General features: G+C 43.4%; 17 protein-coding genes. 8 read left to right on the forward strand and 9 right to left on the reverse strand.

Annotated elements, in window-relative coordinates; translation table 11 throughout:
• Positions 1–15: 15 nt before the first annotated feature.
• A complete protein-coding gene (locus QEP08_RS14185; RefSeq protein WP_285058972.1) occupies positions 16–1,356 on the reverse strand; it encodes an efflux RND transporter periplasmic adaptor subunit in 1,341 nt (446 codons plus the stop codon).
• 50 nt (positions 1,357–1,406) lie between these two features.
• Positions 1,407–2,858 carry a TolC family protein gene (locus QEP08_RS14190; protein WP_285058974.1) on the reverse strand — a complete coding sequence of 484 codons (1,452 nt, stop codon included), beginning with the start codon at positions 2,856–2,858 and terminating at the stop codon, positions 1,407–1,409.
• Positions 2,859–2,948: 90 nt separating this feature from the next.
• Here QEP08_RS14190 and QEP08_RS14195 point away from each other — a divergent pair, with 90 nt between their 5' ends.
• Together QEP08_RS14195 and QEP08_RS14200 are read left to right on the forward strand one after the other, a co-directional pair.
• Entirely contained in the window at positions 2,949–3,566 is a 618-nt protein-coding gene (locus tag QEP08_RS14195; RefSeq protein WP_285058976.1) for a polysaccharide deacetylase family protein, read from the forward strand.
• A gap of 279 nt (positions 3,567–3,845) precedes the next feature.
• Positions 3,846–6,122, forward strand: a complete 2,277-nt coding sequence (locus QEP08_RS14200; protein WP_285058977.1) for an aconitate hydratase — start codon at positions 3,846–3,848, stop codon at positions 6,120–6,122.
• A gap of 247 nt (positions 6,123–6,369) precedes the next feature.
• On the opposite strand, the gene QEP08_RS14205 is transcribed toward QEP08_RS14200, so the two are convergent.
• Both QEP08_RS14205 and QEP08_RS14210 read right to left on the reverse strand, forming a co-directional pair.
• Positions 6,370–7,707 carry a GH1 family beta-glucosidase gene (locus tag QEP08_RS14205; RefSeq protein WP_285058979.1) on the reverse strand — a complete coding sequence of 446 codons (1,338 nt, stop codon included), beginning with the start codon at positions 7,705–7,707 and terminating at the stop codon, positions 6,370–6,372.
• A 38-nt stretch (positions 7,708–7,745) separates the two neighbouring features.
• Entirely contained in the window at positions 7,746–9,560 is a 1,815-nt protein-coding gene (locus tag QEP08_RS14210) for a MutS-related protein (RefSeq protein ID WP_285058980.1), read from the reverse strand.
• A gap of 89 nt (positions 9,561–9,649) precedes the next feature.
• Here QEP08_RS14210 and rlmH point away from each other — a divergent pair, with 89 nt between their 5' ends.
• From rlmH to QEP08_RS14230, 4 genes are read left to right on the forward strand one after another with little or no spacing between them, the layout of a single operon-like run.
• A complete protein-coding gene (gene rlmH / locus QEP08_RS14215; RefSeq protein ID WP_285058981.1) occupies positions 9,650–10,123 on the forward strand; it encodes a 23S rRNA (pseudouridine(1915)-N(3))-methyltransferase RlmH in 474 nt (157 codons plus the stop codon).
• A 50-nt stretch (positions 10,124–10,173) separates the two neighbouring features.
• Positions 10,174–10,302 (forward strand): hypothetical protein, encoded by a 129-nt coding sequence (locus tag QEP08_RS14220; protein WP_285058983.1) that lies wholly within the window; start codon positions 10,174–10,176, stop codon positions 10,300–10,302.
• Between the two features lie 48 nt (positions 10,303–10,350).
• Entirely contained in the window at positions 10,351–11,295 is a 945-nt protein-coding gene (locus QEP08_RS14225; RefSeq protein WP_285058985.1) for a sugar phosphate isomerase/epimerase family protein, read from the forward strand.
• A gap of 21 nt (positions 11,296–11,316) precedes the next feature.
• Positions 11,317–12,462, forward strand: a complete 1,146-nt coding sequence (locus QEP08_RS14230) for a serine hydrolase domain-containing protein (protein WP_285058987.1) — start codon at positions 11,317–11,319, stop codon at positions 12,460–12,462.
• 11 nt (positions 12,463–12,473) lie between these two features.
• Here QEP08_RS14230 and QEP08_RS14235 read toward each other — a convergent pair whose 3' ends face one another.
• Together QEP08_RS14235 and QEP08_RS14240 are read right to left on the reverse strand one after the other, a co-directional pair.
• Positions 12,474–13,010: a DUF5606 family protein gene (locus tag QEP08_RS14235; protein ID WP_285058989.1), complete on the reverse strand. Its 537-nt coding sequence runs from the start codon at positions 13,008–13,010 to the stop codon at positions 12,474–12,476.
• A gap of 1 nt (position 13,011) precedes the next feature.
• Entirely contained in the window at positions 13,012–13,473 is a 462-nt protein-coding gene (locus QEP08_RS14240) for a peptidylprolyl isomerase (RefSeq protein WP_285058991.1), read from the reverse strand.
• Between the two features lie 184 nt (positions 13,474–13,657).
• Here QEP08_RS14240 and QEP08_RS14245 point away from each other — a divergent pair, with 184 nt between their 5' ends.
• Positions 13,658–14,839 (forward strand): asparagine synthetase B, encoded by a 1,182-nt coding sequence (locus tag QEP08_RS14245; protein ID WP_285059864.1) that lies wholly within the window; start codon positions 13,658–13,660, stop codon positions 14,837–14,839.
• Positions 14,840–14,843: 4 nt separating this feature from the next.
• Here QEP08_RS14245 and QEP08_RS14250 read toward each other — a convergent pair whose 3' ends face one another.
• From QEP08_RS14250 to lpxK, 3 genes are read right to left on the reverse strand one after another with little or no spacing between them, the layout of a single operon-like run.
• Positions 14,844–16,877, reverse strand: a complete 2,034-nt coding sequence (locus QEP08_RS14250; RefSeq protein WP_285058993.1) for a putative porin — start codon at positions 16,875–16,877, stop codon at positions 14,844–14,846.
• Positions 16,877–17,692, reverse strand: a complete 816-nt coding sequence (locus QEP08_RS14255; RefSeq protein WP_285058995.1) for a purine-nucleoside phosphorylase — start codon at positions 17,690–17,692, stop codon at positions 16,877–16,879. Before QEP08_RS14255 ends, QEP08_RS14250 begins: the two co-directional genes overlap by 1 nt.
• The gene (lpxK, locus tag QEP08_RS14260; protein ID WP_285058996.1) at positions 17,664–18,725 is read right to left on the reverse strand and encodes a tetraacyldisaccharide 4'-kinase; all 1,062 of its coding nucleotides are present in this window, start codon (positions 18,723–18,725) and stop codon (positions 17,664–17,666) included. The genes QEP08_RS14255 and lpxK overlap by 29 nt, the downstream gene beginning before the upstream one ends.
• A gap of 63 nt (positions 18,726–18,788) precedes the next feature.
• On the opposite strand from lpxK, the gene pruA reads away from it, so the two are divergent.
• On the forward strand, positions 18,789–20,423 hold the full coding sequence (pruA, locus tag QEP08_RS14265) for an L-glutamate gamma-semialdehyde dehydrogenase (protein ID WP_285058997.1): 1,635 nt from the start codon (positions 18,789–18,791) through the stop codon (positions 20,421–20,423).
• The last annotated feature ends 54 nt before the right edge of the window (positions 20,424–20,477 follow it).

Below are 20,477 nucleotides of genomic sequence, written 5' to 3' on the forward strand. Positions count from 1 at the left end.
TGAGGCCGTTACTTTTTATTTCGGTGCCGCAAACAATTGATCCTTAGTGGTTTTTTCTACTTTGGCGCCGTCCTTTAAACGGTTCTGTATTGCGGAGTAGGGACCTGTTACTACTTCCTGACCTGCCTTAAGGCCTGATTTGATGATGATATACTGGTCGTTTTGAATACCAGTGGTCACTTCCGCCTTTTTTATCGTACCATCGCCTTTATAAATATAAACATATTGTTTAACCGTTTTATCCGTCAGTTTGGATTTTTGCTGATCTGCATTTGCATTGTTGCCTTCGGTGCCGGGCGCAGGCTTACCGGCGTCTGTAAATACCGATTGAATTGGGACAGCCAATCCTTTTACGGATTCACTTTCGATATCAACAGTAGCGCTCATCCCCGGCCTGAACGGCGAAGGGAGGTCTTTAGCACCTTCTTTTACGTCGCTGTAAGAATCAGCGAGAATGCGCACCTTAACGTTAAAATTGGTCACCTGATCGGTAGAAACAGCCGTACCCACATCTTTAGAAGAGCTTGCGATCTCTGTTACGATGCCCTTGAACTTCTTATCGGCAAATGCGTCAACTTCTATTGAAGCATTGTCATTTACATTTACACGGTTAATGTCGTTTTCGTTGACATCAACATTGACCTCCATAGTAGACAGATTAGAAATACGCATGATTTCGGTGCCGGCCATTTGCGCCGTACCAAGGATACGGTCACCAAGTTCAACAGAAAGTTTAGAAATAACACCATCAACAGGGGCGAATATGGTTGCTTTCGCCAGGTTTGCACCTGCTTCCTGTACATTTGCAGCCGTCTGGGCCAATTGATATTTAGCAGCCGAATAGTCCTCCTTAGCTCTTCCGAGATTCGTTTTGGCTGTCAGATAGGCGGCTTTAGCAGCGTCGAATTCGGATGCCGAAATCACTTTCCTTTTAAACAGCTCGACATTACGTTTATAAGTGGCCTCTGCGTTTACAAAGTTACCTTCGTTTTGCTGCAGCATCTGCTGAGCGGCTGCCACACTTGCCCTTTGTGAACTGTTGGAGGCAATAGCCCTGTCGTAACCCGATTTCAGTACATCCGGTCTTACTTTGATCAGAAGCTGCCCCTTCTTTACTACATCCCCTTCCTTTACCAAAAGCTCTGTCACCTCACCCGATACTTCAGAACTTAATTTTACTTCTGTTTCGGGCTGAACTTTTCCACTGGCGGTAACCGTCTCAATAACGTTTTTCTCACTCGCCTTCTCTACAGTGACCTTTTCCGCTTTATCCCCGCCAATTAAACCGGTAAACTTTGCGACCGCAAGCAACGCGATCAGGACGCCTACTATTATTAATATGGTTTTTAATTTCATCTAATGTTGATTTTTATATTGTGTATGTGCCGTTTGGCGATAATGGTCCTTTAAAATTCTATCTGTTTGCCCAGGTAATAGTCAATTAGTTTTGATTTGAACAGCAGGTCATACTTGGCCCTGATCATGTCTATTTCGGCCTTGTTCCTGTTGGTCTGTGAGGTACTGTAATCCAAAGAATTCACCAGCCCTACGTTATATCGCTGCTCTATTACAGAAAAAGATTCCTTGCGGGCAACGAAAGTTTTTGAAGTCGATTCAAAGGTGCTCTGCGCGGCTTTAAGGTCAGCTACCGCCTGGTAGATCACTTTGTTCAGGTTGTTTTTGGCGAGCTGCTCATCGGTCTGGCTCTGCATATAACTGATTTTCGCCTTCCTCACTGCTGTTCTGGCCCTTAAACCATTGAATATCGGGATTTGCAGACTGAAGCCTACATATTGGCCAAAATTGTCTTTGATCTGGTCTTTAAAGCGGTATCCCTTAGTGAGTGTATTAAATCTTGGGGCCAAAACAGGATCATTTCCAGTCCGGGTAAATCCAACAGTATCAAAACCCGCGGGAGTGACCCCCACGAAGGAAGTCCTGCCGCTTGAATAATTGGTATTTAAACCTGCGCCCAGTGATAAGCTTGGATAATAGTTCCCTTTTGCGATATCAACAGCTTTCTTTGAGGCCTCCGTGCGCAATGCCGCCAGTTTAATATCGGGAAAGAGTCCCAGGGCACTGGCGTATATTTCTTCCGGATTGTACACTGCTGATGCATTGCTGAAGCTGGAGATATCCGGAGCCTGAACAACATATTTTGTAGAAGAGGGAATGTCCATCAGCTGTGCCAATGTCAGATAAGAAATAGTCAGCGCGTTTTCTGCGGTTGTCACATCAAGCTCGGCAGTAGCTACCTGTGATTTGGACTCGGCAAGGTCAGCCAGTGTCTTGTTACCGACATCAAGTAATTCCTGCTGTTGTTTCAGTTGCTGCTGAGCTACTGCCAACTGTTGCTTTGCAGCTACCAAAAAATCCTTATTGTACAAGATCTGCATGTAAGAAGTGATTACCTGAAGGATCAGGTCATTCTTTACTTTTTCCGTATTTGTTTTGCCGGCATCTAAAAGCAGTTTATTCTGCCTGATCTGGTTCAGTTTCTGAAAACCCTGAAAAAGATCAACGCCAGTAGAAAGGCCCCCGTTAAATGAAGAGAATTTCTCGCTGTTAAACTGGTTGGTTGAAGGGTCGACACTTCGGCCAAAATTAATATTATAGCTGCCGTTGCCGTTTAAGGTTGGCAATAACGCAGCCCTGGATTGCTTCAGATCTTCATCCGAAAGGCTTTCACTGAGCTTAGACTGCTTAACCTGAAGGTTATTATTTAGAGTTTCTTCTATGGCCTGACGTATGGTGATCAGTTCCTGGGCAGAGGCGTTTTGCACTATACCTGACACAAATAACAAAGTAAATATTAAGGTAAGCCTGGATACTGCACTGTTAAGGACAATTCTTTTCATAATTTAAATTTCACAATATTAACATAAACAACTTATTCATTTTGTAAATTTTCAGGTACAACAACCGTATTTTTTTATCTAAGTTTGAACATGTACCTAATAAAATCCCCGCTTCTGTTAAAATGGTATTACCCATCGCTTACCTGGCATAAAAACAGGAATGACAAAGTCATTTATTTAACCTTTGACGATGGACCCATACCCGATGTTACAGCTTTTGCATTAAAAACTTTAAAAGCCTTTAATGCAAAAGCTACTTTTTTCTGTATTGGAGATAACATTAATAAACATCCCGAAATTTTTGAAAACATAAAGAACGAAGGCCACAGCATCGGCAACCATACTTTCAATCATCTGAAAGGCTGGTCAACACCGGATGAAATATACCTAAAAAACTTTCAAAAGTGCCAGGAATTAACAAAAACGCATTTATTCCGCCCGCCTTACGGCAGGATTAAAAAGTCTCAGATCACGAAGCTCCTCACTGTACACCCCGACATGCAGATCGTCATGTGGGATGTTTTAAGCGGAGATTTTGACATCAGCCTTGATCCGCAAAAATGCTTTAAAAATGTGGTAAAACATACCGGAAATGGGTCCATCGTCGTCTTTCATGACAGTATAAAGGCCTATGACCGTCTTAGATATGCATTACCCAGGGTACTACAGCATTTTACACAACAGGGCTATCATTTTGAGTCTCTTTAGTCTTTCCTTATATCTAACCACAGGCCAAAAACTAAAAATCATAAAACAAACTCTGTTTCAGACCGTTACAACAGACAGACTAAAACCAGGCGTTCATTTTCGTACAGCGGCGTCCAGTTATGAACGCCATTTCGGATAACCCGGTCTGACAGCCCGGTTATCAGGTAATTTAGAATAGGTATAAATAATATAATGATCTTCAGATGATGGCTCAGGCCTGTTTTTTTTTGTAAATTCGCTACAAATTATAAAATACTTACCCCTTTAACCTTTTTATCAATGGCTTTTGATATAGAAATGATCAAAAAGGTGTATGCAAACTTCGGCCCCAGAGTAGAGGCGGCACGTAAATTAGTAGGCAGACCCTTGACACTTTCAGAAAAAATACTTTACGCTCATCTTTGGGATGGCCAAGCAAGCACCGCTTATGTAAGAGGTACTGATTACGTAGATTTTGCTCCTGACCGTGTGGCCATGCAAGACGCCACTGCACAAATGGCCTTGTTACAATTCATGCAGGCCGGCAGGCCAAAGGTTGCCGTACCTTCCACTGTTCACTGTGATCACCTGATCACCGCAAAGAACGGCGCTGAAATAGATTTGCCTGCGGCAAATACAGAAAGTAAGGAAGTTTTCGATTTTTTAGCTTCAGTTTCAAATAAATATGGCATCGGTTTTTGGAAGCCGGGTGCAGGGATCATTCACCAGGTAGTACTTGAAAATTATGCTTTCCCGGGTGGAATGATGATTGGTACTGATTCACACACAGTAAACGCTGGTGGTTTGGGTATGGTTGCTATCGGTGTTGGTGGTGCTGATGCCTGTGATGTAATGGCAGGATTGCCCTGGGAGCTTAAATTCCCCAAGCTGATCGGGATCAAACTAACGGGAAAATTAAACGGCTGGACTTCTCCTAAGGATGTGATCCTTAAAGTGGCCGGGATCTTAACCGTAAAAGGTGGTACCGGTGCCATTGTTGAATATTTTGGCGAGGGTGCAAAGAACCTGAGCTGCACCGGGAAAGGAACCATTTGCAACATGGGTGCCGAAATCGGCGCTACTACTTCTACTTTCGGCTATGACGAGAGCATGGAGCGCTACTTACGTGCTACCAACAGGGCTGATATCGCTGATGCCGCCAATGCAGTAAAAGAACACTTAACAGGCGATGCAGAAGTTTATGCTGAGCCGGAAAAATATTTTGACCAGCTGATCGAAATTGATCTTTCAGAACTTGAGCCTTACCTGAATGGTCCTTTCACACCGGATCTGGCTACACCTATTTCTAAAATGAAAGAAGTAGCAGTTGCCAACGGATGGCCGTTAAAAGTAGAATGGGGCTTGATTGGTTCTTGTACCAACTCATCCTATGAAGATTTGTCAAGAGCAGCATCTATTGCTAAACAGGCTATTGACAAAGGCCTGACGACAAAGGCTGACTTCGGGATCAACCCTGGATCAGAGCAGGTGCGCTACACCGCAAACCGTGATGGTCTGCTGGGAACTTTTGAAGAGCTGAACGCCACCATCTTTACCAACGCCTGCGGGCCATGTATTGGCATGTGGGACAGGGTCGGCGCAGAAAAACAAGAAAAAAATACCATTGTGCATTCGTTTAACAGGAATTTTGCTAAGCGTGCCGATGGCAATCCAAATACCTTCGCCTTTGTAACTTCTCCGGAAATCGTAGCAGCAATTGCCATCGCAGGTGATCTGAGCTTTAACCCTTTAACTGACACTTTAACCAACAATAAAGGTGAACAGGTGAAGTTAGATCCGCCAAAAGGCGATGAACTGCCGGCAAATGGCTATGCTGTAGAAGATGCCGGTTACCAGCAGCCTGCGGCTGACGGAAGCGGTGTAAACGTACTGGTTTCCCCTACTTCACACAGGCTGCAATTGCTTGATCCGTTCACACCATGGGAAGGCACTGACCTTAAAGGCCTGAAACTCCTGATCAAAGCAAAAGGAAAATGTACCACTGACCATATTTCAATGGCCGGGCCATGGCTGAAATTCCGCGGGCATCTGGACAACATTTCAAACAACATGCTGATTGGTGCGGTTAACTACTTTAACGAGAAAACTGATGATGTAAAAAACACCCTTACCGGCGAATACGGTCCTGTACCAGCTACTCAGCGTGCCTATAAAGCAGCAGGTCTGGGTTCGATCGTAGTTGGTGATGAAAACTACGGAGAAGGTTCAAGCCGTGAACATGCCGCTATGGAACCACGTCACCTTGGCGTACGTGCCGTTCTGGTTAAATCTTTTGCCCGTATCCACGAGACCAACCTCAAAAAGCAAGGTATGCTTGGCCTTACCTTTGCCAACAAGGATGATTATGATAAGATTCTGGAAGACGATGTGATTGACATCCTTGGTTTAACCACATTTACACCGAATGTTCCGTTAACACTGGTATTAAACCATGCTGATGGCACTAAAGAAGAAATCCTGGTAAACCACAGCTACAATGAGCAACAGATCGAATGGTTCAAAGCAGGTGGTGCGTTAAATATCATCCGCCGGGAAGCTGCGGCTAAAAACGCTTAATTTTATAAGACATAGTAAAAAAAGCATGGTCAAATGACCATGCTTTTTTATTGTAGTATAACGAGACAAATGAAATACAGATCGCTTACTCTGAAATTACACATCATGTCCGTGTTTTTGCGCAAATACATGGACTTGACTTGGAGGTGACATGGACTAGACATGGACTTTAGTTTCGTAATCCCTCAAGAATGCTATAGCTTATTAGATTGTTCCGCTGATTTATTTCGGGTTCTTACACTAAAGATTAACTTTTTAAAAACTCCTGAAACCAATATCCTGAGTCTTTTATCGTCCGCTGCTGCGTTTTAAAATCATTATAGACGAGGCCAAACCTGGCATTAAAACCTTCGGCCCACTCAAAATTATCCATGAGTGTCCAGGCCATGTAGCCGGTGACATTTATTCCCTCCTGTTTAATTTTTAACAGCGCGCCAAGATAAAGCCGGAAATATTCAATGCGTTCGGTGTCCTGTACGCAGTTCCCGGTAAGTTTATCATGACAGGCCGCGCCGTTTTCCGTGATCATAATATTTTTGATGTTCGGATAAGCCGCGAACTGTTTGATAATGTTATAAAAGCTATCAGCATTGATCTCCCAGCCCATGGCTGTATGGGGTTTCTTCCTGCTTTTTGCTTTTACTTCCCAAGCCTGAAGGATTGGCACAAATGGATTGTATTTAACCGTTATCGGGAAATAATTTTGAAGGCCGATAAAATCGAAATCAAAGCTAAGCCGCCCGGTGTGCCGCCAGGTAGAATGCTGGATGGTAAACTTCTCCATCACATCCCAATCGGTCTCCGGATAGCCCATACCCAGGGCCGGCTCGATAAAGAGCCGGTTCATCAGGCAATCAAATCTGCTGGCAGCCATTACGTCCGCTTCGCTTTGTGTGTATGGAACTACTTCAGAACAGGAGAAACTAGTCCCGATATTGGCTCCGGGAACTTCTGACCGGAGAATCCTTCCTCCGTCTGCCTGGGCAATAGCGGCGTGGTGAACTGCAGAAAAGAAACTGGTAAGCCCGGTTTGCCCGGGGGCATGTATACCCAGCATATAACCGAGTGAAGTAAAGCCAAAGGGCTCATTTAACACGATCCAGTTTTTAACCTTATCGCCGTATGTTCTGGCACAAAGCGTTGTGAATTCATTGAAAGCATGATTGATGCTGAACGCGGTCCAGCCACCCTCCCGCTCCAGTGCTTCCGGCAGGTCCCAATGGTACAGGGTAACATAAGGGACAAGACCATTGGCCAGACATTCATCAATCACATCGTGATAAAACCGGATTCCTTCTTTATTTACAGGGCCTTTTCCAAAGGGCAATACCCTGGGCCAGGATATAGAAAAACGAAATATCTTAAAGCCAAGTGTTTTGACCAACCTGATGTCTGATTGGTACTGGTGATAAAAGTCGCATGCTGTCGCGGGATGATGTCCTTTTTTAATTTTCCCCGAACGTTTAGAGAAAGTGTCCCAGATGGAAGGTCCTTTGCCATATGAATCAGCTGCACCCTCGATCTGCGTCGCAGCGACTGCTACACCCCACAAAAAATCAGGACCAAAATCGGAAGCTTTAATCATATCTATTTATATTCTCGCAGCAATATGGGATTCCCGTATTAACTTAATGTTAAGCCGATCTGTTTGAGCAGCAGAGCCGCATTGAAGGTTTTGCAGGGCCCGTGTTTCAGCTTATAATCAAAACTCATCTCTCCTTCGGAGATCTGTATGTCAAAATGATAGTTCCTTATTTCCTTAGGATGATCTGCTTCCATTTCAGAAAGCTGAAGGTCATGCGTGGCAAACAGTACGGGCGTTTTTTGTGCGATCAGTTTCTCGATAAATACCTTTGAACCGAGGTATTTATCCCTGCTGTTTGTCCCCCGCAGCATCTCATCAATAAGCACGAATGAAGCAGGATCACGAGCAGTGGCGTCCAAAATCATCTTTAGCCGATTCAATTCCGCTTTAAAGGTTGAGGTCTGGTCATTTAAAGAGTCCTTGATCCGCATATAAGACAGCAGGCTGAATATAGATAACGACAAATCTTTTGCGCAGACAGGAGCCCCGGCAAATGCCAGAACCATATTGATTCCAACAGTTCTGAGAAACGTACTTTTTCCGGCCATATTAGATCCGGTAATAATATCGGCCGTGGGCAAATCCGTCAGCAAAAAATCATTTGCTACCCTGGTTTTCTCCGGGATCAGGGGATGTCCAAGCCCGCTTGCTTTCAAACTGAAATCATCATTTATTGTGGGGAACTTCCAGTCAGGATGATTATAGTTCAGGGTAGCAAAAGAAATGAGTTCTTCGAATTTACTGATCCTGCTTAGTCCGGCGATGAGCTCATCAGCTGAGTTTCTATGCCATTTTGCAAGTCTTACTGAACATCTTAAATCCCACACCAGAAATACATTTAAAACCGCTCCGACAACCATATTAAGCCTGGCATCAAAATCTCTCACAATATTAGAAAGCGCTTTAATCTGACTGCTTGCAGGTACGGCAGCGGAGGAGGTATTCAGGAAATTCCTGATATAAGCAGACTCCCAGTCAATACTTTCCTGCCACTTAATGGTTTCAGAAAAAGCGGTAAGCAAATTCGCACTCCCTGAGAAACCATAGTAAATCTTGTTTATTCCGCCTATGTAATAAAAAATAACAGCTCCGTTAAAGAGGGCGCCCAATGCGAATGCTTTCCACATTACCCCTCCCAAAACAATTGCCGCTATAAATAAGGTCATTATTAACAGCGGACCCGCTGTGATATAAAATCTAACGAACCAGCTGTCAGTGAACCCGAGCTGGACCGGCAGCTGATGCTCAAGTTTGTCTTTTAGTATGGCTAGCTGTGCTGGTTTATGGTCCTGGAGCTGGGCACGAAAATGAAATGTCTGATCTATCCGGTTTGTCAGTTCGAGAACAGCGGCCTGCCTGTGTGATATGTGTGCTTTATCAGCAGCTTTAAGCAGATGAGATGCGAGCAGATCTAAACCTTCGGTGGTCTTACAACGGTTAACATAGGCAAACAATGACCCGGGACCGGTAATATCAAGATCTGACGAATATGGATGCGACTCATCGTTATAGGTCTCCCCGTCACTATATTGATTGTTACGCGAAATGATATGGTCCACTTCATTTTGATACACCCAAAACAATTTTACTGCATAATCGAGTTGCTTTTGCAGTTTGGTTTGTCTTTTTACCAAAACAAGGAACAAAACAACCGGTAAAGTGATTAATACACCCATAAACCAGGAATAACCAAAGTTGATGATTAAGGCCACAATTAAGATTTCTCCTATAAAGGCTCCTAACCTGGACAATGAAATTTTATTGAGCAGACGTTTTAAATTATCTATAGTTAGCTGTTGAACCTGGATGTTTTTTTCGTAATCTGCAAGGATACTATCTTTTGTTTTTACCATTATATTTGTGACCCGCTTAACTGGTATGTTTTTATGACAATTGAAAATTAAGGTTGTTACGAGCGTGAGGGACTAAAGGTAATAAATAGATGAAAATAACATTGCTCGTAGTAGGAAAAACTGAGGACAGATACCTGATCGAAGGCATTGATAAATACCTGAACAGGCTGAAGCATTATATCGGTTTTAATATGATTGTTATTCCGGATGTCAAAAACACCAAAAACTTAAGCGAGGCCCAGCAGAAAAGCCGCGAAGGGGAATTGATCCTGAAACATATTGGCAATGCTGACACAGTGATCCTGCTGGATGAGAAAGGCAAAAAATATACTTCTGTGCTGTTTGCAAATTATCTGAACAAACAAATGATCGGAAGTGTTCAGCATGTGATATTTGTGATAGGCGGACCGTATGGATTTGATGAATCTGTGTATAAAAGGGCAAATGGCAGTATGTCTCTCTCGGACATGACCTTTTCCCACCAAATGGTACGGTTGTTTTTTGTAGAGCAACTTTACAGGGCTTTTAGTATCTTAAAGGGAGAACCCTATCATCATGAGTAATTTATGGAATTCTGTTCCAGCCATCATCATTATATAAAGAAGGAGTCATTATGCAACTACCAAGTGATTTTAAAAGAAAATACCAGTTCAAAAGCGACAAGAAGAAAGACCGCCTGAGTTATATCATAGCCATTGTTATTTCGGCTATCGCCTTTATATTGTTGTGGTTTTTCCTTTAAAAACTGTTATATTTCTGAAATAATAGTTTACATTAAGAAATTAATTACATGTCCATTTCATTGCCAGGCCGCAGGCAGGCACTAAAAACAATCGGTCTAACTGCCGGAGTTTCCTTATTGAAAGTCCCTGCGTCCAGCGCGGCTACAGAGAAAAAACCTCCGGTTTCCTTTAAATTCTCGTTGAATATGAGCACCATAAGGGGTCAAAAGCTTGGCTTTATCGAAGAATTGCGAACTGCGGCAAAAGCGGGCTTCAGCTCGGTTGAGATCTGGATAGATACTTTTCAAGCTTACCTGCAGAATGGCGGGTCAACGGCAGAGGCCAGAAAGATCATTGATGACCTTGGAGTTACAGTGGAGAATGCTATTGGCTTTGCCAAATGGATCGCCGAAGATGAGCTCACCAGGAAAACTGCCCTTAAACAATTACAGGAAGAAATGGATTTGCTGGCAAAAATAGGATGCAAACGTATAGCAGCCTCTCCAATGGGTGCTACCGCGTTGCCACTGATTGATCTGAATACCATTACAGAACGCTATATCACCGTTTTGCAAATGGGCCGGCAAACCGGCATTAAGCCGCTTGTGGAAATGTGGGGAGGTTCGGAAAACCTGAAAAAAATTAGCCATGTGCTGTATGTAGCAACAGAAAGCGGCCACAAAGAAGCCAGCGTGCTTTTAGATGCTTTTCACATTTTTAAGGGAGGGTCAGATCCGGAGAGCTTGTCTTTCGTAGGTGAGCATGCGATAGAAGTCTTTCATATCAACGATTATCCGGCGAATATCACTCCTGCTAAAATATCAGAGCCGGACAGGATCTATCCGGGAGACGGAATTGCGCCGCTCAGGCAAATGTTGAAAGTCCTGAAAAACCCAAATAAACCGGTAATATTATCCCTCGAAGTATTTAACGAAAGCTATTATGCCCAGGATGCCCTGCTGGTTGCTAAAACCGGCCTGGCCAAAATGAAGGCTATTGCTGCCGGAATATAGACACGCCCAATTATAAATGTTATGCACAGAACAATTTTCTTAAAATACCTTCTGGTACTTTTCTTAACATCCATCTCAGCCCGCAGTTTTGCACAATCGGCAGAGGCTGAAGCAAAAATTCAGGAAGCGATTAAAAAATACGAGGCTGTTGGCCTTTCAGTAGCTGTTGTAAAAAAAGGCAGGATCATCTATACGCATTCCTTTGGGCTGAAGGATATCGAAAGCAATACCCCACTGAAAGAAAACAACTTATTTCGAATTGCTTCCATTTCAAAATCATTTTCGGCCACATCTGTAATGCAGCTTGCGGAAAAGGGAAAACTTTCATTAGCAGATGACTTCAGCAAGCTTGTAGGTTTTAAAGTACGTAATCCTAAGTATCCCGAAACTGTGATCACCCTCAAAATGGTGATGTCGCATACTTCAAGCATAAATGACAGCCAGGGATATTTTAACCTGGATGTGATCAACCCTGCTAAAAATCCGGATTGGGCAAAGTGCTACAACGGTTATGAGCCGGGTAAAGGATATCAATATTGCAACCTGAATTATAATATGACAGGAGCAGTCATCGAAAACCTTAGCGGGGAACGTTTTGACCAGTATGTAAAGCGCCACATTCTTGACCCTTTGAAATTGTATGGTGGATACTGTGTGGATTCCCTGGATAATAGCTTATTTACGACACTTTATGAATACGATACTGTTTCTAAAAAGTTCACGGCGGCTCCCATGGCTTATGCGCCAAGAAGGGAAGAACTGAAAAATTATATGATGGGTTATAGTACACCAATACTGTCACCTACCGGTGGAATGAAGATTTCTGCTCCTGATCTGGCCAGGTACATGACCATGCATATGTACAGAGGCGAATACAACGGGGTTCGGATCCTGTCAAAAAAGAGCTCTGCTACTATGCAGGCTAAAATATCAGATCAGGAAGGGTATGGGCTCGCCATACGTACGGTGGACAACTTAATACCCGGCAAAATAATGAAGGGGCATACAGGTTCTGCCTATGGGTTATACAGTACCATGTTTTTTCAGCCGGATGAAAAATTCGGATTTGTGGTGATCACCAACGGATGCAGGGATACTTATAGCAATGGTTTTAACGACCTGCTGGCTACTACGGTCAACATTCTTTATGACAACTTTATTAAATAAAAAAGGGGTCCTTAAACCCCTTTTTTACTTGTCATGCTTGCCTTTTTAGCAGGTTGGGCCGTTTTGGCCGGTGCCTTCGCATTGGCAGGTTTCGGAGTTGCTTTTGGCTTTTTCTCCAGCTTCTCTTCTGTTTTTATTCCTTCCTGTTCCGGACCCGCAGTAGCAGCTTCAGTAAACAGAGGAAGATCTTTTAGCAGATGGTACCAGCTGACGATCTTCTTCATGTCTGAGGTATATACTTTTTCACGGTCATGACCGGGTGCTACCTCTTCAAAGAACTTCTTCAAAGCAGCTCCATCTGATTTTGCATCAGGTATATTCCCTTTTACTGCGGCGATGTTTGCGAGTACATCCACGAGCTTAAGATCGTCTTCCTGACCATAAACTGTAATGTCTTCTAAAGAAGCAAGTTTTGTGGTGGCAATGTTGGCCACAATTTTAACTTTTTGAGCGTCAAGGCTCTCAAGTACGTATCCGCCTTTGTTTTGGCCGACCAGCTTAAATAGGCCCGGTCTGCCGGATACTGCTACTATTCCTCTTAAATTCATATTAATCTTCTATTACTTCTATTCCTAAAATCCTGTCGCCTTGTCTGATATCGTCTACAATATCTACATTTTCTACGACTTTACCGAAACAGGTATGATTTCTGTCCAGATGAGCAGTATTATCTCTGCTGTGGCAGATGAAAAACTGTGATCCGCCGGTGTTTCTTCCCGCATGCGCCATAGAGAGTACACCACGGTCATGATACTGGTTTTCACCGGTCAGTTCACAATCTATTTTATAACCCGGACCGCCGGTACCTGCCAAATGTGCTTTTGCAGGGTCCTTAGAATTCGGACATCCTCCCTGGATCATAAAATTGGGGATCACCCTGTGAAATGTAATGCCGTCATAAAATCCTTCAGCTGCTAGTTTTTTAAAGTTAGCTACTGCTATTGGTGCATCCTGTTCGTAAAACTCAACAGTCATGTCACCTTTCTCTGTTTTAATTATTGCTTTGCTCATGATCTTTTTTTGTAAAAGGCCAAACTTAGTAAAACTGCGCTAGCATTCGTCAATATTTTTTAAAAAAAAACGTTTACTTAGTTATATTTACGACATAACGACACGGACCTTGAAGAAAGTATTGCTCATCTGTTTATTATTCACCTTCACATTGGCTGTCAAGGCTTCATCGATCCTGATCTATATGGACGAAGATCAGAAGAACCATTTGAAAGCTTATGGAATTGCTTACTGGAGTATTAATCAATCTGCTGATGTAAGCTGGCTGCTCAATTACAGGGGCGGGAGCTTTTTGATCGGCTACAATAAAACCATAGAGGATGAATGCAAAGCCAGGGGCGTTTCCTATCAGGTACTTGCGGATGGAAAAGTAACAGGTATCCTGAACGAGATCAGTGATCCGCAGGTGAATATGGAAATGGTAAAACTGGAAAAGGCACCGAAGATTGCCGTGTACTCTCCGAAAAGCAAACTTCCCTGGGACGATGCGGTAACAATGGTGCTCACTTATGCCGAAATTCCATATGATGTGATCTACGATGATGAGGTTTTGAAAGATAAACTAACAGGTTATGACTGGCTGCATCTTCACCATGAGGATTTTACGGGTCAATATGGGCGGTTCTGGAGTTCATTCAGAAACGCGGCCTGGTACCGCGACGATGTAAAAAACCAGGAAGCGACCGCCAAAAGAAATGGATTTAAAAAAGTTTCGGAAATGAAACTTCAGGTCACTAAAAGGATAAAAGAATTTTGCGTGGGCGGTGGCTTCCTCTTTGCTATGTGTTCGGGTACAGACAGCTTTGATATCGCCCTGAGTGCCGAAGGCGTAGACATTTGTGAAAGTATGTTTGATGGAGACGGCGCAGATCCTGCGGCCCAGTCTAAAATCGACTTTAATAAAACGCTTGCATTTAAGGATTTTAAACTGGACATCAATCCGGGCAACTATGAGTTTTCCAATATTGATGTAACCCAGAACAGAACCCTGATCCAGTCTAACGATTTTTTTACTTTATTTGATTTCTCGGCCAAATGGGACCTGGTGCCCACCATGCTCACCCAAAACCACGATAAGGTCATAAAAGGGTTTATGGGTCAGACTACGGCTTTTAAGAAGAGCCTCGTTAAACCGAGTGTGACTGTACTGGGAGAAAATAAGGGTGCAGAAGAAGTACGTTACCTGAACGGAGAAGTGGGAAAAGGTCAGTTCACATTTTATGGAGGCCACGATCCGGAAGATTACCAGCACCAGGTTGGGGATCCGCCGACGGATCTGAACCTGCATCCAAATTCTCCGGGCTACAGATTGATATTAAATAATGTGTTATTTGTCGCAGCCAAAAAGAAGCCACAAAAGACGTAGATCTCTAATCATAAAAGTTCCAGCTTACTCCGAATTTCAGCAGCTGCCGGTCTTGCATCGGGTACCTGTCTACGGTATAATATCCTTTTGAGAAAAGGCCCTGGTTTACGTAGTCACATTTAACGAATATATTTGCCCTTCTCAGACTGGCCTTAACCCAAACGTCGACAATAGGTTCGGTATTGAAAGAATGGTTGTTTTCCGGCAAAAATGGAATGTAAAATTGTCCGGCTGCCGGAGAATACGCATAGGCCTGATAAGAAGTATTGTAGCGAAGGTCAAAGCCGATATTGGTTTTTAACACCTTAAAGAAGGTCTGATCAAGGTAAAAACTGTTGAAGGTATAAATCTCTGGTGTACGGAGTTTTCCCGTATTATCTGTTTTTTGATAGACTACATAGCTGTCCAGATTAAACTTGCCGTAGGTAAATTTCTTGCCGAGGGAAATTTTTAGCAGGTTGACGCTGCCATTCAGCTGTGCGGGCAATATCCCTTTGGCAAGGTCTTTATTCTCTGTAAAATACAGATAGTTATTGATCAGGTAATATTCTGCGCCGGCATCCAGCTTTAATTTATCATTTAGGTAATTGAAAGCAAAGTTGATGGTCTTAGTTCGTTCAAAACCCATTTGCCAATTGTAATGGTTACCAAAATAACGGTTATAGATCTCTTCCGGCGATTTGTTTTGAAAGTATGAACCTAAGACAATACGCCCTACGGATTTGCTGAGCAGCACATTACTTTTGGCCTCGTAAAGAAAATCACCTGTATTCCTGCCCTGAAAGATTTGCTGAAGGTCCACATTCAAGTCAATGCGGTTGCTAAACCTGTATCCGGCAGAACCAAGAAGGGTAACGTTTTGAAAAGTCGAATTGTAGTCGTAATAGTCAGTACCATCTCTGTAAAGCACGGACTGATTATATTTATAAAATTCATGCCTGATGCCCGCATCAAGTTTTAGTTCGTTTTTAATGATGGTGTTCGATTTGGCGCGCAAAAAGAAACTGTATATAAATTCGTTTTGTATCCGCCGGTAGGAAGTGCTGTCATTGGTATATGCCGGGTCTGATGCCCCTTTCGGAATTACTGAAAGGTCGTCCGTCTCGTCTTTTTGAAAGTCGTAAGAATTGACGTCATATTTCAGTGTGTAGGCGATTTTATTGGTAGGTAATATTTTTTGGGTGATCTCCTGTTCAGTGCTGTCTATACGACCTACGAAATAGGTTTGTTTGAGCATAAAGGAACTTTGACGGTAGAGCCTTTTGGCACTGGTCAGCCTGATGGCTTCGGCCTGCCTGTCGGTCGCTATTGCACTATTGTCCTGACTCTGGTTGCTGGCTGAAAAAATTTCTTCATTATATATGGATCCGTTTTCCTGGGCTTTTAGTGTATTAAAAACACCACTTGCCCATAAATTGTATCTTTTGCTGGGAGACTGGAACCAGGTAAACAATGCGCCGTTCAGGTGATCACCGCGCTGACGCCGGTAAAAACCATTTGCCCCAATCCTGTTAAAATTGGCACCTATATTCCAGTTGGGCTTAATATTTTGGGAGTGGATAACTTTGAATACCTGTTCAACTTCGCCGGCACTGACATAATAAAGACTGGTGAAGGGTGTCCGCGCCTGGTAATACCTGACGTCTTCGTGCGTCATGGCATAAATATCAAGTGTATGAAAACCCGCATCAAAACCAATGGTTTTTGCCGGCTCAAAAAGCAGTGGCATTTGGGACAGCCCGAGATTGCCGGTACTGATCGTAGGTCTTTTTGGCTGCACCAGCACACTAAAGTTATGGAAACCAGTTAAAGTGGTATCCAATGCTAATGTCTGGATACTATCTTTTGTAAGTCTGAGCGTGGTATACCTGATAAACCTGGAGGTAAAAATAATGGAATCTTTGCCTTCCTCTTCTTGCTTTCGCAATGAGTCCAGTTCCTTATTTTCATTGACGGTAGTCTTTAAATCCTGAGCGAACAGTGTTCCGCTGCTAAGGATGGAAAGAAAGAAAATGAATAGGACAATGTTTCTGCGCATTATAAGGTTGATATTAACTGGCTCAATATTTTTGTCATGTTTGGTTCCGCAGCACTTGCCGTCTCCAGTATTTCTTCGAGACTCACAGGTTGAAGTACCTCGGGAAAACCCTCATCTGTAAGGACTGAAATTGCAAATACAGGTATACTCATATGGTTGGCCACAATTACCTCCGGCACCGTACTCATTCCTACAGCATCACCACCAATGATGCGCAGGTAGTTGTATTCGGCTTTGGTTTCAAGATTTGGCCCTGTTACGGCAATGTAAACGCCTTTATGGCAGGTAATGTTGTGGTCTTTGGCAATATTTAATGCTGTTGCTATTAATTTTCTGCTGTACGGCTGACTCATGTCTGGGAATCTTGGACCCATGTCTGAATCATTACTCCCTCTAAGCGGACTTTCGGGCTGCAGATTGATGTGGTCACTGATGATCATGAGATCTCCTTTTTTGAACTCAGGGTTGAGAGATCCGGCAGCATTAGAGACAAAAAGATGTGCAATACCCAATGCTTTCATCGCCCTGATCGGGAAAGTGATCTGCTGCATACTATAGCCTTCATAGTAGTGCAATCTACCTTGCATGGCGACTATTTTCTTCCCTTTGAGTTTGCCGAAGATCAGCTTGCCAGAATGAAATTCCAGCGTAGAAATCGGAAAATTGGGAATATTGGAATACATCAGGCTGTATTCAACTTCAATGTCGCCGACAAGGCCACCCAGCCCGGTACCCAATACTATTCCTATCTCCGGCTGGAAATTATCTGTTTTTCGCTTTATATATTCAACGGTCTCGTGAAGTGCCTGAAACATAGTTTAAGATCTTTTGGTCAAAGGTAGCTTTATCTTCATGGTCCAAAGCTATTTTAACCGGTAAATAAAATACTGGCAAATTTAAAAGTAATTCTTTTAATACAGTACTTCTCAAACGTTGCGCATCTTTTTCAGTGGTAATGATCAATTTATCTGCTGAAGTGTCCTGATTAAACATACTGATCAGCCTTTTGATGTCCTGCGGTTTGAAATTGTAATGGTCTGAATAATTATAATGATGGATCTTCTGGCTATACTGCCCAAGGTAAGCTACCAATGGTCCTGGGTTGGCTATACCGGTGAGCAGAAAGATGGCTGTACCCGCGGAAATGTCCTGCAAAGGTTTTGCTGCAGACGACCGTAAATTAATGAGCTGACCGTAGACAAGTCCGGAAAAAAACAAGTTTTCTTTTGCCTCATTATCAAATTTGCGCCCGCACTGTAGTCTTTGTCCGGGTGTGGTTTCCAAAGGAGCTTTTGTTACCAGCAAAGCATTTGCCCTTTTATACCCCCGAAATGGCTCTCTTAAATTGCCAGCCGGCAAAAGAAACTGCCAGCCCAGTAATTTTTGGTATTCGAAAAGCAGAATGCTAAATCCGGGTTTTACAGCCCGGTGCTGAAAGGCGTCATCGAGAATGATCAGGTCATGATCTGCTTTAAGCAAAGCTATGCCCCTGGCCCTGTCTTCACAAACCGCGACAGTAACTTCAGGAAATTTGGTATAAAACTGCATAGGTTCATCGCCAATGGTCTCTGCGGTAGCGGTCTGGTCTGCAATGATAAACCCGTTGGTATTGCGGCCGTAGCCTCTGCTAAGTATGGCAATGCGTTTATTACTCAACAGGCTGACCAGGTATTCTGTAACCGGGGTCTTGCCTGAACCGCCTACAACAAGGTTGCCAACACATATGACAGGGATTTCAAAGCGAACAGATTTAAATATACCGGTGTCATATAGTCCATTCCTTATCAGGACGACTATCCCATATAGGGCTGAAAACGGAAGTAACAATAGCCGCAGGTATTTTATCATGAGCAGGACTCAAAAATAACAATAAAATAATTACTTATCTTTGCCAAAACAATTATTCATAACATGCTTAAAGGATTTTTTAACGTACCTGTCCCGGTTAACGAGCCTATTTTGGCTTATGCCCCGGGGAGTAAAGAACGTGAACTTTTGAAGGAAGCGATAGCCGATGCCCGCTCCAAACAGATTGACATGCCAATGTTTATAGGTGGTCAGGAAATACATACCGGCAATAAAGGTATTACAACCCCTCCGCATGACCACCAGCATGTGCTTGGCAGATACAGCAAGGGCGACAAGACCCATGTACTACAGGCAATTGATGCAGCATTAGCGGCCAAAGCTGAATGGGAAAATCTTGCATGGGAACACCGGGCAGCGATATTCCTTAAAGCTGCGGACCTGATCGCAGGACCTTACCGCTATAAACTGAATGCGGCGACAATGCTTGGCCAGAGTAAAAATGCTTACCAGGCAGAGATTGACGCTGCATGTGAGCTGATCGATTTCCTGCGTTTCAACGTAAGCTACATGTCTGATATTTACAAGCAACAGCCTCCGGTTTCACCAAAAGGTTCATGGAATCGGGTAGAACAACGCCCTCTGGAAGGTTTTGTATTTGCGCTTACACCCTTTAACTTTACTGCCATAGCAGGAAACCTGCCAACCTCTGCTGCTATGATGGGCAATGTGGTGGTATGGAAACCTGCAAACACACAGATCTTTGCTGCCAATGTACTAATGCAGGTCTTTAAAGAAGCAGGTTTGCCGGACGGAGTAATCAACCTGGTATATGTATCCGGTCCTGATGCCGGTGAGGTGATCTTTAGTCACCCTGATTTTGCAGGAATCCACTTCACAGGTTCTACAGGAGTATTTCAGAACATCTGGAAAACCATTGGCAACAACATCCATAAGTTTAAAACCTATCCGCGTATAGTTGGCGAGACCGGAGGTAAGGATTTTATCCTGGTACATGGTTCGGCTGACGCGGAGGTATCGAGCACGGCCATCGTCCGGGGTGCCTTTGAATACCAGGGCCAAAAGTGTTCTGCTGCCTCGCGCGTTTATATCGCGAAGAGCATATGGCCCAAAGTAAAAGCATTCATGCAGCGTGACCTGGCTACGTTCAAAATGGGCGGAACTGAAGATTTCAGTAACTTTATCAATGCCGTTATTGACGAGAATTCATTTGACAAGCTCGCTAAATATATAGATGAGGCCAAAAAGGATACTTCGGTAGAAATTATCGCGGGCGGCGGTTATGATAAATCAAAAGGTTATTTTATTGAACCGACTGTTCTTGTGGTTAAAGACCCTATGTACACAACTATGTGCGAGGAGCTTTTCGGCCCGGTTTTAACGGTTTATGTTTACGATGATGCAGATTTTGACCAGGTATTGGACATCGTCGATTCAACTTCTATCTATGCCCTGACAGGTGCTTTTATTGCGCAGGACCGCTATGCGATTGAGAAAGCCACACATCGTTTGAGAAATGCAGCCGGAAACTTTTATATTAATGATAAATGTACAGGTGCAGTAGTAGGCCAGCAACCGTTCGGAGGCGCCAGAGGTTCTGGCACGAATGACAAGGCAGGCTCCATGATCAATCTTCTGCGCTGGGTTTCTCCACGAGCGATTAAAGAAACTTTTGATCCGCCTAAGGATTACAGGTATCCTTTTTTGGCTGAAGATTAGCTGAAAAAGCAATAAAAAAACTCCCGGTGCTATCGCCGGGAGTTTTTTTATTGC

Origin of the sequence: Pedobacter ginsengisoli (assembly GCF_030244015.1) — a bacterium.
GTDB lineage: Bacteria > Bacteroidota > Bacteroidia > Sphingobacteriales > Sphingobacteriaceae > Pedobacter > Pedobacter ginsengisoli.